We start from the raw sequence: 16,349 nt of genomic DNA, 5'->3' as shown, positions 1-16,349 counted from the left end.
CTGAGATTAACGTTAACATCCGTAGGCGTTAAGCTTGCTGACGCGAAACTAATGTTATAAATCATTATTACGCTCACTAGGAATATCACTTAAATATTCAACAAACTCTATTTCAAACCCTGCGGGGTCAATAAAATAAACATTTTTACGAAATGGATTTACCGCACCAGGCTTATCAATACTGTAACCAGCGCTTTCTAAACGCGAAATTACTGCAGCAATATTATTCGTAACATAAGCAAAGTGCGCTAAGCCAACTTGATGTCCGGTTAAGTCACGGTTGTGTTGTTCACCATGATCACTCAATGCTAAATACTGAAAATCATCGCCAAAGTGCAACCATTTTCGTGGTTTACCGTGCCACTCCCCTTCGCCTTGGCTTCTGATGGACCAGTACGGAAAAGCCGCCTTATAAAAGTGCAGCATAGCTTCAACATCATCGACTACCAAATTTACGTGCTCTAAATACATAATTAAATTCCTTTATTTAAGTAATTAAAGCCACAATAAAACCTCAAGTAACGTTGAGGTAAAGTGTTTTTTATAAAAGATTTAATAAGTGAAAGGTACTAGGTTAAAGGCTAAAGGCAGAGACTAGCTCCATCTAACGTCTAAATAAAACAGCGCGGCATAAAGCCGCGCCTACGCAAATTAAAACTTATAGCTTAAGACTTATGACTTATGACTTACAGCTTAAGACTTAAAGCTTAAACCTAGCTTCCCGCAATCTGCATTTGTTCAATCAATACCGAACCGGTCTGAATTCCACCACGGCGCTCTATGTCACCGCCTATGCCGCTAATGCCTTTAAACATATCTTGCAGTTTACCAGCGATGGTAATTTCGCTTACAGGGTATTGTATTTCGCCATTCTCAACCCAAAAACCGGCAGCACCACGCGAGTAATCACCGGTTACAGTATTAACGCCTTGGCCCATTAACTCAGTGACCAATAAACCGGTGCCCATTGTTTTTAACAGCGCAGCTAAATCAGCATGAGTTTGTTCAACTAACCAGTTATGAATACCACCAGCATGACCGGTAGGTGTCATATTCATTTTTCGGGCTGCGTAGCTCGCTAATAAGTAAGTTTGCAGCTCACCGCCTTGAATGATTTCACGGTCGATGGTTTTTACCCCTTCACTATCGAATGGTGAAGACGCTAAACCTTTTAAAATATGCGGACGCTCTGAAATATTAACGCACTTATTAAATACTTGCGTGCCAAGGCTATCCAACAAAAAGCTCGATTTACGATACAGCGCACCACCACCTATTGCAGAGACCAAGTGACCAAACAATGAATTAGCAATATCTGCACGAAAAACAACAGGGACTTTCATGGTACCTAGTTTTTTGCTATTGAGCTTAGCAAGAGTTTCACTCGCAGCCTCTAAACCTACTGCCGCAGCATCTTTCAAACCAGCTTGGTCTCGCGCTACGGTATAAGCTGAATCTCGCTGCATTTGCTCACCATCTTTACCAATCACCATAGTACTAATGCTGTGGCGAGTACGCGGGTAACCTGTGATAAGGCCATGGCTATTACCATACACGCGTAAACCTTGATGCGATGAAAAACTGGCGCCATCTGAATTAACAATACGTGCATCGGCATTTAGCGCCGCTTGCTCTGCAGCATGACACAATTCAATGCCCTGCTCAGGGCTGACATCCCACGGGTGGTATAAATCCAAATCAAGCGGAGCAAATTCAAGTAGCTCTTTATCGGCTACGCCATTATGTGGATCATCTGAGGTAAACTTGGCGATATCAATGGCTTTCTCTACCACTGTACGCAGTGTTTTGGGGTTTAAATCAGCTGTTGACGCAGAGCCTTTGTGATTACCAACGTACACACTGATCCCCAGCCCACCATCTTGGTTGAATTCAATGGTCTCGACTTCACCCATGCGGGTACTAACTGATAAACCTGAGGTGCTCGACATCGCCGCTTCAGCGCCAGTAGCACCGAGTTTTTTCGCGTGTTCTAAAACCTCTGCAACGGCATCTTTTATTTGAGAAATTTGAGTATAAATAGGATCTTGCTGTTGGCTTTTCATATTTTTAGTCCTGAGCTTGGAGCGTTTTGCATGCGCAATCATAATACTTAAATGCTAACACACTCACTGCATTGCATCAGCTAATATTAATCATTAAAAGAATCACGTATATACCCAAGCCACCTCAAGATACAGAATTCAGCGTTTCACAGGGGCTTAATATCAAGGCGTTACTTTGCAAGAATGGCAGTCCCTTTTAAGAAGTAACAACGATGAGAGTAAGTGCCTGTGAAACGCCCAACGGGTTGGTTTAAAAGCGATTTATACTGCGTTATTGATTTTAACAATAGAACCACTATTACTTGCAATCAATGCCTTGCCTAAATCGCTTTTAACTCCAACGACGCTCGCATCTTGAGGTGGTTTGGGTATAATGACTGCAGTTAACGTTATCATATGAGTACCCCATGGCGAAGAAAAAAGGCAAGCCTGCTGAAATTGAAGAAGAAATTATCTATATATCAAAAAGTGAGCTAAAGCGCGAAGCGCAAGAGTTTCATCAGTTAGGTGCTGAAATTGCCAAAATGGGGAAAAAACAGCGCGAGCGCTTACCCTTAAATGACGATTTAAAAGCGGCAATGGTTGTTGCAGACAAAATCAGTAACAAAAGTGATGCATATCGTCGTCACTTAAATTACATCGCAAAAACTTTGCGTACCGTTGAGAATATCGAAGAGATCAACGCTATTATCGACATTATGTTGAATAAAAATAATCAAGCCGAAGTGATGATTAAAAAGATTGAGCAATTACGCGATGATTTAATTGCCCAAGGTGATGATTTAGTTAATCAAACCATTGAGCAATACCCGACTATTGATCGTCAAAAGTTACGTCAATTGGTGCGTAATGCGGCAAAAGAAGTAAAAATTGAAAAGCCAGCTAAAGGCTATAAAGAGCTATTTCAATATCTTAAAGAAAGTATCATGCGATAAGCTACATGTAATGTAGTAATGAATTGCCTATATTCAGTCTGGGTAAAAACACCCGCTATTTATAGGCAGTTACCGTTTAGTAAGCAGTAACGCCTCCCTCGCAGCAAATTAAAACCCTGTAAGTATTAAGCTTGCTGACGCACAAATACCACGCCACATTTAAAAACGCGGTGGCAAGCCACTCGCCTACAAGTAAGTAATAAACATCAAAGTAAACTTTAACACCGTAGGCGTTAAGCTTGCTGACGCAAAAACACCACGCCACATTTAAAACGCGGTGGCAAGCCACTCGCCTACAAGTAATAAATTACACATCAAAGTAAACTTTAACACCGTAGGCGTTAAGCTTGCTGACGCAACAACACCACATCACATTTTGAAACGCGGTGGCAAGCCACTCGCCTACAGGTAATTAATTAAACATCAAAGTAAATTTAACACCAAGATAAACCTTAACACCGTAGGCGTTGAGCTTGCTGACGCAAAAACACCACATCACATTTTGAAACGCGGTGGCAAGCCACTCGCCTACAAATAAGTAATAAACATCAAAGTAAATTTAACACCGAGATAAACTTTAACACCCGTAGGCGTTATGCTTGCTGACGCAAAAACACAATATGCGCGAGTTTGCCTCGCGCAGCTCTTAGCATTTAACCAACTATTCCTAGCGGTTTGGCACTTTGCCATGCACCACGGGTAAAATCAGGAATATCAATTGACGCACTACGATTACTAACTGACTGTGCCGACAGCGGCGATATAACAGACCAAGCAGCGCCGTCGTAAACATCTTGATCAAGCGCCTCACCATTACGTAAACAATAAATCATCCGCCAGAACATTAAGAAGTCCATGCCGCCATGGCCGCCGTTACGCTCTGCCTCTTCGCCCATTTTGGTCCACAGTGGGTGGTCGTATTTTTTATACCAATCAGCCATTTCATAATCCCACTCATGGAAGCTCTTCGAACCACCATCTTCCAGCGCAATACGATTTGGAAAACCAGCAAACACACCGTTAGTGCCTTGAATTAAATTATGGCGCGAGTATGGACGTGGCGTGGTGGTATCATGTTGAACCATAATACTGCGCCCTTTTACTGTTTTGATAAGCGTGGTATTCATATCGCCAGCAATATAATTAAGCTGATTACGTTGATGACCGGCTGGAAATTCTTTCTTTGCATAGGCGCTACGGCCCAGTGCCGGTGAACTCATCGAGGTTAAAAAATCAAACCGATCGCCGCGATTAATATTCATATATTGTGACACAGGGCCTAAACCGTGCGTTGGATACAAATTACCGTTTCGTTTTGCATGCCAAGCGGTACGCCAAGAACCAGTTTTATGCTCCACTTCTTTCATTTGCCAACGTAATTCATGAATATACGCCGCCTCACCATGTAGCAGCTCACCAAACACGCCTTGGCGAACCATATTCAATACCATTAACTCATCACGACCATAGTTGACATTTTCCATCATCATACAGTTCTTTTGCGTGCGCTCAGCGGTATCAACTAGTTGCCACATTTCTTCAACCGTCAATGCTAATGGCACTTCAACAAAAGCATGCTTGCCACTATTCATGGTATCGATTGCCATCGGTGCATGCCACGACCATGGCGTAGAAATAATCACAATATCAATATCATCGCGATTAAGCATTGCTTGATAGGCATTATCGGCGCCAGTATAAAGTGCAGGCTTAGCCAACCCTTTGTCAGTGAGGTAGTTAGCTGAACGCTGTAAGACTTCGTCATGGGTATCACATATTGCTTTAATTTCTGTACCAGCAATATGACTCATACGCTTTACGTGGCCAAAACCACGCTGCCCTAAGCCTATAAACCCAACCCGTACTACATCCATTTTTGGCGCGACAAGGCCAATTACAGAGCGCCCTTGCGCTGGGGGAGTAATAACGCCACTTTGAGTACCCGTGGCACATCCTGAAATCACACTAGCCGCTGCCGTAGCACTCGCGGCTTTTAAAAAATCTCGACGATTAAACTGCTTCATTATTATTATCCTAGAACTAATCTAGTTTTAACTTACCTAAAACAGCTTGGGAGGTAAAGCAGATGGGGATGGATAGCATAGGAAAAGAAGGAGTTAGAATTAACCTTAACTCTTGGTATTTAACCAATCTCAATCGACGATGTAGGAAATGGCTTTAGCCATGAATTTTATAAGCCGCGCGGCGTAAAGCCGCGCCTGCGACAACCCAAGCACCAATGCCAACCCGTAGGCAGGAGTTTACCTCGCGCAATTTTAAACGCGCCTCTTAACCTATTTGTGAATGAATCTTTTAAATCTTTCGTTCGCGGCTAAAGCCGGCTCCTACGAAAACTATTTTTGTACAAAGAGAAGTGAATGAGTGTTAGTGAGAAGATATTTCACTTCCCCCTAAAACCTAGCCCTTTAACTTAAAAAATCACACATCTCTTAAAATAGCTTTAAGCGTGGTTTTTTTTGCGAGAATATCACGATATAAAGCAAACTGATTTTGCGCACGTTCTAAGTTATGGTTAGCATGCTTGATTGAAAAATAATGATCACCGTCAATGTAATCAGTTAAAAAACGTAGGCCAATCATAAAGGTCATTACTTTAGTGCCTAACCAAAAGCTTTGTTTTTCTTGTTCGGTAATCAAGTCTTTCAAAGGCTCTACATAACCTTTGACTACCGCTGCAAAAATCTCTTCACGCACACATACATTAGCTAAATCCGTTGAATCTTCTTGTTCAGGAGAGCAAAAAGTACGCACCATATCACCAAAATCATATAACCAATAACCAGGCATACAGGTGTCTAAATCAATCACCGCTTTGGCATCATTTGATATATTACAAAACAGCATATTATTAATTTTAGTATCATTATGACATGGTCGAACCGGTACAATGCCCGTCAATGCTTTAAGCTCATCAATTAAGCCAAATTGCGCGAAACAAAAATCAACGTCAGCTTGGCAGCTGGCTAAGCGCTGCTGTGGATCTTTTGCAACCACAGCTTTGAGCTTTTCAGCGCGCATCGCTAAATTATGAAAATCAGGAATAACATGATGTAGTTGCTTGGCATCAAAATCTTCTAAAGCAACAGCAAATTGACCAAATGCATTGGCTGCAGTTTGCGCTTGTGAAGTATTTAAAACTACATCTTCACTATAACTGCCGCCAATAAATTCGAGTGCGCGCCAAACACCGTTATCACAATCAACTAAATAGTTATTTTCAACTGTAGGAACATGGCGGATGATTGCTAAATCATACTCGCCTAATTGACGTTTTTTAGTTAAATGACGTTCAATTAAACGAGCATTTTTAACTAACATATCTGGTTCAGGAAAAACCTCGGTATTTAGTTTTTGAACAACTAATGATTTTTTTGGTGCAGTTAATAGCATAGTGCTATTTATGTGACCACTACCAATTGGCTTCATGCTGATTTTTTCACTACCAAGACCAAAACTCTCAGACAAGTAAACCGCAATGGAATTTGACTTCATACTTACTTCACTATTGTTGTGCCCTGGAAAAGGCAAGATCGGGGCTAGTTCATCCGTGACGTAATTCATATAATTTACCTGTAACATCCTGTAATTCTGATTTATAAGTCACTCCATACCACGACTCTTTTGCGCTATATATGGTAACTATTTGTTGATTAGATGTGATCGCTTGTTGAACTTGATCGGGTAAATAATACTCCATTTTGACACCGTTGTCATACTTTTGCAGAAACTCGTCAAAGCCTGCTTCTAGGCGGTCAAAAAATGTTGGCGTAATTGCCCAAAAACTCATTGATGCCAACGCATCCACGGCAATTTTCTCACGGAGCCCCTGCGGATTGTCACCCATTATTTGACCGTTCTCGTGCTGAATATTTAAATACTCAACAACATCAATTAATTGGTTATTTTTAACTTGGCATACGCCTCTATTCACCCCTCCTTGCTCTGACAAAGTATCAATAATAGGGTAACCCACCATAGCCCAACTAGTCAGGTTTTTAAAATGATCTGCGAGTAATAAAAATGACGACGCGCCATAATAATCATCGGCTGTGATGACGATCGCGGGGTTATGAACATGATCTTTAGCGCATAATAAAGCATGCCCGGTGCCCCAAGGCTTACTTCGCTGTTGTGCAAGTAATTGGAATTGTTCTGGCACTAAATCAATGCGTTGTTCAACCAACACAACATCAATCCCCATTGGTAAGCGCGGTAAAATCACTTGCTCAATCTCGCTGCGCACAGCCTGATTGATCACTAATACAACCTGAGTTACTCCTGCGGCAACAGCATCAGCAATACTCAACTCCATAATGGTACAACCCAACCCAGCAATCTCAGCGATTTGTTTATTGCCACCAAAACGAGAGCCCAAGCCACCCGCGAGGACGACTAAACTTAGATGATGTTTTTTCATTTTTAATCAGCTTTAACGTTTAATAAAGCTGAGTTTACCAGTTTCAACCGCCAGATCTAGCTATAGGAGCTAGGTTTTAGGGGATAGGTTCTAGCCTAGCACCTAGTCACTTCCCTAGTAGGCGTTAAGCTTGCTGACGCAAAAACACCAGAGCACATTTCAAAACGCGGTGGCAAGCCACTCGCCTACAAGTAAGTAATAAACATCAAAGTAAAATTTAACACCGTAGGCGTTGAGCTTGCTGACGCACCAACACCACGCCACATTTTGAAACGCGGTGGCAAGCCACTCGCCTACAAGTGATTAATTAAACATCAAAGTACAACTTAACACCCGTAGGCGTTGAGCTTGCTGACGCACAAACACCGTTCCACATTTAAAATGCGGTGGCAAGCCACTCGCCTACAAGTGATTAAACATCAAAGTAAAATTTAACACCGTAGGCGTTAAGCTTGCTGACGCACAAACACCGTTCCACATTTAAAATGCGGTGGCAAGCCACTCGCCTACAAGTGAGTAATAAAACACCGAGATAAACGTTAACACCCGTAGGCGTTAAGCTTGCTGACGCACAAACTCCGAGCCACATTTAAAACGCGGTGGCAAGCCACTCGCCTACAAGTGAGTAATAAAACACCGAGATAAACGTTAACACCCGTAGGCGTTAAGCTTGCTGACGCAAAAACACCAGAGCACATTTCAAAACGCGGTGGCAAGCCACTCGCCTACAAGTAAGTAATAAACATCAAAGTAAAATTTAACACCGTAGGCGTTAAGCTTGCTGACGCACAAACACCGTTCCACATTTAAAATGCGGTGGCAAGCCACTCGCCTACAAGTAATTAATTAAACACCAAAGTAAAATTTAACACCGTAGGCGTTGAGCTTGCTGACGCACCAACACCGAGCCACATTTAAAACGCGGTGGCAAGCCACTCGCCTACAAGTAAGTAATAAACATCAAAGTAAAATTTAACACCGTAGGCGTTGAGCTTGCTGACGCACCAACACCACGCCACATTTTGAAACGCGGTGGCAAGCCACTCGCCTACAAGTAATTAATTAAAACATCAAAGTAAAATTTAACACCGTAGGCGTTGAGCTTGCTGACGCACAAAGAGAAGACAATGAGGGTAAATGCCATGGGCTTCGAGCAACGCGCTCCTAGTCACTTCCCTAGCACCTAGCCCCTTTATCTTTAACCTTTAACCTTTAACCTTTAACCTTTTACTCCCCCTCAAAACAAAAACGGCGGCCTAAGCCACCGTTTAATCATCAAACTAATAAAAACTAATTACCAAATTTTTACGCGATCAGCTGGTTTGATGTACATTTTGTCGCCTTCTTTAACGTCAAATGCTTGATAAAACTCAGGCATATTCGACAAGATACCGATCACGCGGTAATGGCTTGGTGAATGCGGATCTGTCATTAGGCGGTTACGTAGCTCTTCGTCACGGTATTTACGACGCCAAATTTGCGACCAACCCATAAAGAAGCGCTGATCACCAGTATAACCATCAATGACTGGCGCTTTATCGCCACCTAGCGATAGCTGATAAGCAGTGAAAGCAACCGTTAGGCCACCTAAATCGCCAATATTCTCACCTAAGGTCAATTGACCATTAACGCTGGCATCTGCAAATGGTTGATACTCGTTATACTGTGCAACTAACTGACCAGTGCGCTCTTCAAACTGTTTAAGGTCTGACTCGCTCCACCAATCACGTAAATTACCATCACCATCATACTTAGCACCTTGGTCATCAAAACCATGGCCTAACTCGTGACCAATTACCGCACCAATTGCACCGTAGTTAACCGCATCATCAGCTTCTAAGTTAAAAAATGGTGGTTGTAAAATTGCCGCAGGGAATACAATTTCGTTATTCACCGGGTTATAGTAAGCATTCACTGTTTGTGGTGTCATATGCCATTCAGAACGATCAACAGGCTTACCTAGCTTGTCAATCATATCGGCATAAGCCCATTCACTATGGCGAATATAGTTACCAACTAAATCATCCGCATTAATGCTTAACTGTGAATAGTCTTTCCAGTTATCTGGGTAGCCAATTTTTGGGGTAAATTTGTCGAGCTTTTCTTTCGCAGCAAGCTTGGTTTCAGGGCTCATCCACTCAAGATTTTCAATCGCAACGCCATAGCCTTTGATCACGTTATCAACTAACTCTTCCATGCGCGCTTTTGCTTCTGGCGGGAAATTGTCTTTAACGTACACTTTTCCTAAAATTTCACCTAACACTTCATTTGATGCATCAACGGCTTGTTTCCAAAGCGGAGTTTGCTCTTTTACGCCGCGTAATGTGGTGCTGTAAAAGTTAAAGTTTAAATCAACCAGATCTTTATCTAATATACCTGCATAGTTACTTACTAAATGAAATTTAAGATATTGTTGCCACGTTTCAAGGTCTGTTGCTTTATAAATATCGGCAAATTTTTCAAAGTAGCTAGGCTGACTAACGATAATATCTTGTACATTTACACCAGACGCTTTGAAGTATTCAGCAAGGTCAAACTCACCTGTTAGCTTACTTGCATCACTTACGCTCATTTTGTTATAAGATTTTGTAGCATCACGACTTTCAACACGCGTCCACTGTGCATCAGCAATACTGGTTTCAAGTGCAATAATTGCTTTAGCAGCTTCATCGGCTTTTTCTACACCTGCGCGTTTTAGAACGTCAGCAATGTAAACTTGGTACGCGGCACGAATTTTAGTGAACTTTTCGTCGTCTTTTAAGTAATAATCACGATCCGGTAAGCCAAGGCCTGATTGATACGCATATAATGCATTTTCACTCGAGTTCTTAGCGTCATTATTTACATACCAACCAAATGGCACCGCGCCACCTTGAATACGTATTTGCGCCATAAGTGTAACTAAATCAGACTTATTTTTAACACCATCAATAGCAGTTAACGGACCATTTAGCGGTGTTATACCTAATTCATCACGCTTGGCTTCATTCATGTAACTCTTAAAGAACGCACCTAGCTTATATTCATCAGTTCCGGCTTTAGCAGCTGTATTAGCAGCCGCTTGTTCAAGCACTGTTTTCATTGCGGCTTGAGAGTCGTCATACAATTGTGAGAATGAACCGTAATTTGATTTATCGCCAGGGATCTCAGTCGTCGCCAACCATTGACCATTAATGTGATAATAAAAATCATCCTGTGCACGGACCGACTTATCTATATTTGCTAATTCAATACCTGAATTTAACTGCTCTGCTGGTGCGCTAACCACCGTGGCCTCAGGCGCTTTTGTTGATTCTTGTTTTTCGCCACAACCGACTAATCCCAAAGCAAGTGCAATACTTGCCGCAGTTAGAGTTACTTTTTTCATGACTATCTCACTTGTTAGTTATCGTTTAAATATTCACCACTCAAATAAAGTACTTCGATAGAATATTCGCTATTTCCATATTAAACTTGTTCAGTGCAACAATAAACCGATGAACCAAAACAAGCGCTTTTAATATGTAACAAAGTTTGTAAGCGAGGGTTTATCACTCGCAATTTTAAGTTCACCACCGAGCAATGAAAGATATAGGTTAAAGGCAGAGACTAGCTCCATCTAACATCTAAATACAAAAGCGCGGCATAAAACCACACCTACAAGCAATTAATTAGACATCAAAGTAAATTTAACACCGAGACAAACTTTAACACCCATAGGCGTTAAGCTTGCTGACGCAAAAACACCACACTACATTTTGAAACGCGGTGGCAAGCCACTCGCCTACAAGTAATTAATTAAACACCAGAGTAAAATTTAACACCGTAGGCGTTGAGCTTGCTGACGCAAAAACACCGAGACAATATTAAATATCGCGGTGGCAAGCCACTCGCCTACAAGTAATTAATTAAACATCAAAGTAAATTTAACACCGAGACAAACTTTAACACCCGTAGGCGTTGAGCTTGCTGACGCAAAAACACCACGCCACATTTTGAAACGCGGTGGCAAGCCACTCGCCTACAAGTAATTAATTAAACACCAGAGTAAAATTTAACACCGTAGGCGTTGAGCTTGCTGACGCAAAAACACCACGCCACATTTTGAAACGCGGTGGCAAGCCACTCGCCTACAAGTAATTAATTAGACATCAAAGTAAATTCAACACCGTAGGCGTTGAGCTTGCTGACGCACAAACACCACACCACATTTTGAAACGCGTTGGTATATTATGAAAGAGTAGATTAGATGTACTGGGATTAATTTAAATATACACAATTCCAAAATGGATAATCACCCACACTTTTAACTAAGCCAGCCCTGAGCGGGTTTGCAACTATATATCTAGCTTGGTTAAGTAAATCTTCATCAGATCTAAGCTTGTGATCATAAAAGTTAGCTTGCCAAATTTTTCCGCTAGAAAGTAAATAACGGTTCAATTTAATCGTAGTAATACTTTTAAATTGACCAATAACTTTGGATAAATCATCAGTATCTCTAAGCTGAAATAGCCAATGCAAGTGATCAGGCATTAATGAAAAACAAATTGTCTTAAGGTTTCCCGAATGCGAAAAAAAATGTAACTCCCTCATAATTAAACAGCTTCTATCAAAATCACAAAAAAGCTGCATTCTATTTTCAGTACAAATTGTAACTGAGTAATAATGATTAATTATCGAGCATCGCCCTTTAGTCCGCTTACTGGTATCAACCATTACTTTCCCTCAATTAACTACAAGTAAATATAGCAATTAATCGAGATCCCTCCAGTAGAGATTGAGCTTTATTAATAAACAAACACGGAATTTTAAAACGCGGTGGCAAGCCACTCGCCTACAAGCAATTAATTAAACACCAGAATACAATTTAACACCGTAGGCGTTAAGCTTGCTGACGCAAAAACACTACATTTTGAAACGCGGTGGCAAGCCACTCGCCTACAAGTAATTAATTAAACACCAGAGTAAAATTTAACACCCGTAGGCGTTAAGCTTGCTGACGCAAAACACCACAACACATTTTAAAACGCGGTGGCAAGCCACTCGCCTACAAGTAATTAATTAAACACCAGAGTAAACTTTAACACCCGTAGGCGTTGAGCTTGCTGACGCACAAACACCGAAACAATATTGAATATCGCGGTGGCAAGCCACTCGCCTACGTAAATTTAAACATCCACTTTTATTTTTTCGATAATTTCTACGTTGGCGGCAGGAAAATTGTAATCGTCTAACTTATCAATCGCGACCCATGCACTTTGCTGACCTTCTGCGCCATGGGCTTGGCCGCTAAAATCAGTGACTAAATGCACGTCGAGTTTTACACATTTATCGCCATAATCATGCTCAATAACCATCAGCTCGCTTGAACTATTAATTGTTAAACCTACTTCTTCTTGAAGCTCGCGCTTTAGTGCTTCGAATACGGTTTCGCCAGCTTCTACTTTGCCGCCCGGAAACTCCCACAAACCACCTTGGTGTTTATCGTCAGGGCGCTTACAGATAAATAGTGTGTTATCTGCTTTGATAACCCCCACCGCTACATGCACAATTTTTTTATTCATCGTAATACCTTTATTAAAACCGCGCGGCATAAAGCCGCGCTAATACATAGGTTCAAGGCGCTAGGTCCTCCCCCTTTATTTGCCTCTTAAGCGCAGCGCTCTCTTAACCTCTTTGTGAATAAATCAATTAAACAATTTTTACCACTGAGGCGCTTCGCGCTACACCGAGAAAGTAAAGTTAAGCCTAGCACCTAGTCACTTCCCTAGTACCTTTTTCCTTTAACCTTTTAAAACCCGCGTCTACGCAAATCTAACCTTACAAACAAAAAAAGCGACGCAGGCGTCGCTTTTTAATTGTTAATTATAACATTTGGTTATTTTAACTTACCACAACACTGTTTGAATTTTTGACCCGAGCCACATGGGCAAGGTTCGTTGCGGCCAACTTTTGGCTCTGCGCGTGATGTTACGACTGCACCTTGAGGTGCTTCGCCGCCTACGTGCTCAACTTCTTCATGTTGATATTCGCGAGGAGCATTTTCACTTTGGCGGTGTTGCTCTTCGATTTTTTCAACATCTTCTTCAGCACGTACTTGTACTTTACTTAAAATACTAACTACATCAATTTTCAGGTTCTCAAGCATTTCAGAGAACAATTCAAACGACTCACGCTTGTACTCTTGCTTAGGATTCTTTTGCGCGTAGCCACGTAAATGAATACCTTGGCGAAGGTGATCCATCGCAGCAAGGTGATCTTTCCAATGTTGATCCAAGCTTTGTAGCATAATTGCTTTTTCAAATTGACGAAGTACAGAATCGCCAACTTGTTGCTCTTTCTGTTTGTAAGCTTGCTCAACTGACTCTTCAATACGCTCACGTAACTTTTCTTCGTAAAGTTTGTTATCGTCAGCTAACCATTGTGTAATCGGTAACTCAATTAAGAAGTCTTGTTTTAAGCGCTCTTCAAGGCCCGGAATATCCCACATTTCAGCTAAACTTTGCGGTGCAATGTATTGGTCAATAGTGTTGCCCAATACGTCGCCACGAATAACCGTGATCGTCTCTGAAATATCGCCTTCTTCAAGCAACTCATTACGTTGTGAATAAACAACACGACGTTGGTCATTTGCTACATCATCGTATTCAAGCAATTGTTTACGCACATCAAAGTTACGTGCTTCAACTTTACGTTGCGCGTTTTCAATGGCACGGTTAACCCATGGATGCTCAATCGCTTCGCCACGTTGCATACCTAGTTTACGCATCATATTAGTCATGCGTTCACCAGCGAAGATACGCATTAATGCGTCATCCATCGATAGGTAAAAACGGCTTGAACCGGCATCACCTTGACGACCCGAACGACCACGTAACTGGTTATCGATACGGCGTGATTCGTGACGCTCAGTACCAATGATATGTAAACCACCAGCAGCAATTACTGCATCATGGCGAATTTGCCACGCTTCTTTAATCGCTTTAATTTGCTCATCAGTTGGGTTTTCAAGTTTTTCAACTTCGCTATTCCAGTTACCGCCTAACACGATATCAGTACCACGACCGGCCATGTTAGTTGCGATTGTTACTGTGCCTGGTAAACCAGCATCGGCAACGATGTCTGCTTCTTGGGCATGGAATTTAGCATTAAGTACGTTGTGCTTGATTTTTTCTTTACGTAAAAATTGCGATAAATACTCAGAGCTCTCGATTGAAATCGTACCCACCAATACTGGCTGGCCGCGCTCTTGGCAATCTTTAATATCGATTAGAATGGCTTCGTATTTTTCTTCTTGCGTTAAGTAAACTAAATCAGCGCGATCTTCACGGATCATCGGCTTATTAGTTGGCATAACAACAGTATCTAGACCATAGATTGACTGAAACTCAAATGCTTCAGTGTCGGCAGTACCGGTCATACCTGCAAGGGTATCGTAAATACGGAAGTAGTTTTGGAATGTAATTGACGCTAACGTTTGGTTTTCGTTTTGAATTTTTACATTTTCTTTTGCTTCAACAGCTTGATGCAAACCTTCAGACCAACGACGCCCTTCCATTGTACGGCCAGTGTGTTCATCAACAATGATTACTTCGTTTTCTTTTACAACGTAATCAATGTCTTTTTGATACAGCTTATGAGCACGTAATGCCGCATAAATATGGCTAAGCAGGGTAATACTCGCAGCAGAATAAAGCGAGTCGCCCTCAGCTATCAAACCACGTTCAATCAGTAATTCTTCAACTTTGATTTGACCACGTTCAGTTAAATGAACTTGCTTGGCTTTTTCATCAATAGTGAAATCACCATCGCCTTCAATACCTTCTTCGTCTTCTTTCTCTTGTAACTCAAGAAGCGGAACTATGGTATTAATTTCAGCATACAGCTGCGAACTGTCTTCAGCGGGGCCGGAAATAATCAGTGGAGTACGGGCTTCATCAATTAAGATCGAGTCAACTTCATCGACTACCGCATAGTAAAGTGGACGTTGTACGCGTTCGTTAATGCTAAACGCCATATTGTCACGCAGGTAATCGAAACCAAATTCGTTATTAGTACCGTAGGTAATATCAGCGGCGTAGGCTTCTTTTTTCTGTTGCGGCATCATACCCGGTACGTTACAGCCAACAGTTAAACCTAAAAATTCAAATAATGGGCGGTTAGTTTCAGCATCGCGCTTAGCAAGGTAGTCATTCACAGTAATTACGTGAACACCTTTACCTGTAATACCACGTAAGTATGCTGGTAAACTTGCGGTAAGGGTTTTACCCTCACCAGTACGCATTTCTGCGATGCGGCCTTGGTGTAAAACCATACCACCTAGCAACTGTACGTCAAAGTGACGCATACCATTTACACGTTTTGATGCTTCACGTACCACAGCAAATGCTTCTGGTAGAATGTCATCAAGACCTTGTCCGTTATCGTAACGCTCTCTAAACTCTGCTGTTTTGGCTTTTAAATCTTCGTCTGAAAGCGCTTCAAGTTGCGTTTCAAGCGCGTTGATCAGCGCGACCGTCTTTCTTAAATTTTTAATAGTGCGGTCATTGCGACTACCAAAAATCTTGGTAAATAAATTAGATATCATGATAAAACCGTTACAATGTGTTCTTTGCTAGCCGAGTATCAGCTAACCCATTTTTATAATTACTAATTAATAGATTACTCACACGAGCACATATTAATTAGCAATTTCGAGAAACGTTGTGAAATACAGCGTTCAATACGTGCGCTACTATACCAGACTCTGCGAAACATCAAACCATCGCGTAGTTAAGATATCAGTTTTCTGCAAGAAAATTTAAAATAAGCCGTAAACATAACTTTAATTAAGACTATAAAATTATATTAACTATGGAGATATGGAGGTGGATAAAAGAAAATCAAGGGGAGTATAAGAACTTAGGTTCTAGGTTCTAGGTTCTAGGTTCTAGG

The 16,349-nt window shown here is 41.5% G+C and carries 11 protein-coding genes; 1 reads left to right on the top strand and 10 read right to left on the bottom strand.

Annotated elements, in window-relative coordinates; genetic code table 11:
• Nucleotides 1–54: 54 nt before the first annotated feature.
• The 3 genes from H5201_RS20730 to H5201_RS23300 all read right to left on the bottom strand — a co-directional run bounded on the left by H5201_RS20730 (nt 55) and on the right by H5201_RS23300 (nt 2,459).
• Nucleotides 55–471 carry a VOC family protein gene (locus tag H5201_RS20730; protein WP_149980586.1) on the bottom strand — a complete coding sequence of 139 codons (417 nt, stop codon included), beginning with the start codon at nt 469–471 and terminating at the stop codon, nt 55–57.
• 242 nt (nt 472–713) lie between these two features.
• Nucleotides 714–2,063 carry a metalloprotease PmbA gene (gene pmbA, locus H5201_RS20725; RefSeq protein ID WP_182785290.1) on the bottom strand — a complete coding sequence of 450 codons (1,350 nt, stop codon included), beginning with the start codon at nt 2,061–2,063 and terminating at the stop codon, nt 714–716.
• Between the two features lie 261 nt (nt 2,064–2,324).
• Nucleotides 2,325–2,459 carry a hypothetical protein gene (locus H5201_RS23300; RefSeq protein WP_259398338.1) on the bottom strand — a complete coding sequence of 45 codons (135 nt, stop codon included), beginning with the start codon at nt 2,457–2,459 and terminating at the stop codon, nt 2,325–2,327.
• A gap of 11 nt (nt 2,460–2,470) precedes the next feature.
• Here H5201_RS23300 and yjgA point away from each other — a divergent pair, with 11 nt between their 5' ends.
• On the top strand, nt 2,471–2,998 hold the full coding sequence (yjgA, locus tag H5201_RS20720) for a ribosome biogenesis factor YjgA (RefSeq protein ID WP_145236713.1): 528 nt from the start codon (nt 2,471–2,473) through the stop codon (nt 2,996–2,998).
• Nucleotides 2,999–3,651: 653 nt separating this feature from the next.
• Here yjgA and H5201_RS20715 read toward each other — a convergent pair.
• The 7 genes from H5201_RS20715 to secA all read right to left on the bottom strand — a co-directional run bounded on the left by H5201_RS20715 (nt 3,652) and on the right by secA (nt 16,002).
• On the bottom strand, nt 3,652–5,022 hold the full coding sequence (locus H5201_RS20715) for a Gfo/Idh/MocA family protein (RefSeq protein ID WP_182785289.1): 1,371 nt from the start codon (nt 5,020–5,022) through the stop codon (nt 3,652–3,654).
• Nucleotides 5,023–5,437: 415 nt separating this feature from the next.
• Nucleotides 5,438–6,511: a phosphotransferase enzyme family protein gene (locus H5201_RS20710; protein ID WP_182719613.1), complete on the bottom strand. Its 1,074-nt coding sequence runs from the start codon at nt 6,509–6,511 to the stop codon at nt 5,438–5,440.
• A 49-nt stretch (nt 6,512–6,560) separates the two neighbouring features.
• On the bottom strand, nt 6,561–7,436 hold the full coding sequence (locus H5201_RS20705) for an NTP transferase domain-containing protein (RefSeq protein WP_182719611.1): 876 nt from the start codon (nt 7,434–7,436) through the stop codon (nt 6,561–6,563).
• Between the two features lie 1,294 nt (nt 7,437–8,730).
• Nucleotides 8,731–10,803 (bottom strand): M13 family metallopeptidase, encoded by a 2,073-nt coding sequence (locus H5201_RS20700; protein ID WP_182768329.1) that lies wholly within the window; start codon nt 10,801–10,803, stop codon nt 8,731–8,733.
• Between the two features lie 872 nt (nt 10,804–11,675).
• Nucleotides 11,676–12,131 (bottom strand): REP-associated tyrosine transposase, encoded by a 456-nt coding sequence (locus H5201_RS20695; protein WP_182785288.1) that lies wholly within the window; start codon nt 12,129–12,131, stop codon nt 11,676–11,678.
• Nucleotides 12,132–12,583: 452 nt separating this feature from the next.
• Nucleotides 12,584–12,979 (bottom strand): 8-oxo-dGTP diphosphatase MutT, encoded by a 396-nt coding sequence (gene mutT, locus H5201_RS20690; RefSeq protein WP_149980579.1) that lies wholly within the window; start codon nt 12,977–12,979, stop codon nt 12,584–12,586.
• A 314-nt stretch (nt 12,980–13,293) separates the two neighbouring features.
• Entirely contained in the window at nt 13,294–16,002 is a 2,709-nt protein-coding gene (gene secA / locus H5201_RS20685; protein WP_182719662.1) for a preprotein translocase subunit SecA, read from the bottom strand.
• Nucleotides 16,003–16,349 lie beyond the last annotated feature (347 nt).

The sequence above is a fragment of the Pseudoalteromonas sp. SG43-6 genome, from assembly GCF_014164365.1.
GTDB lineage: Bacteria > Pseudomonadota > Gammaproteobacteria > Enterobacterales > Alteromonadaceae > Pseudoalteromonas > Pseudoalteromonas rhizosphaerae.
The sequence above is the reverse complement of the archived record's forward strand: the minus strand, read 5'-3'. Positions and strand labels throughout refer to the sequence as shown.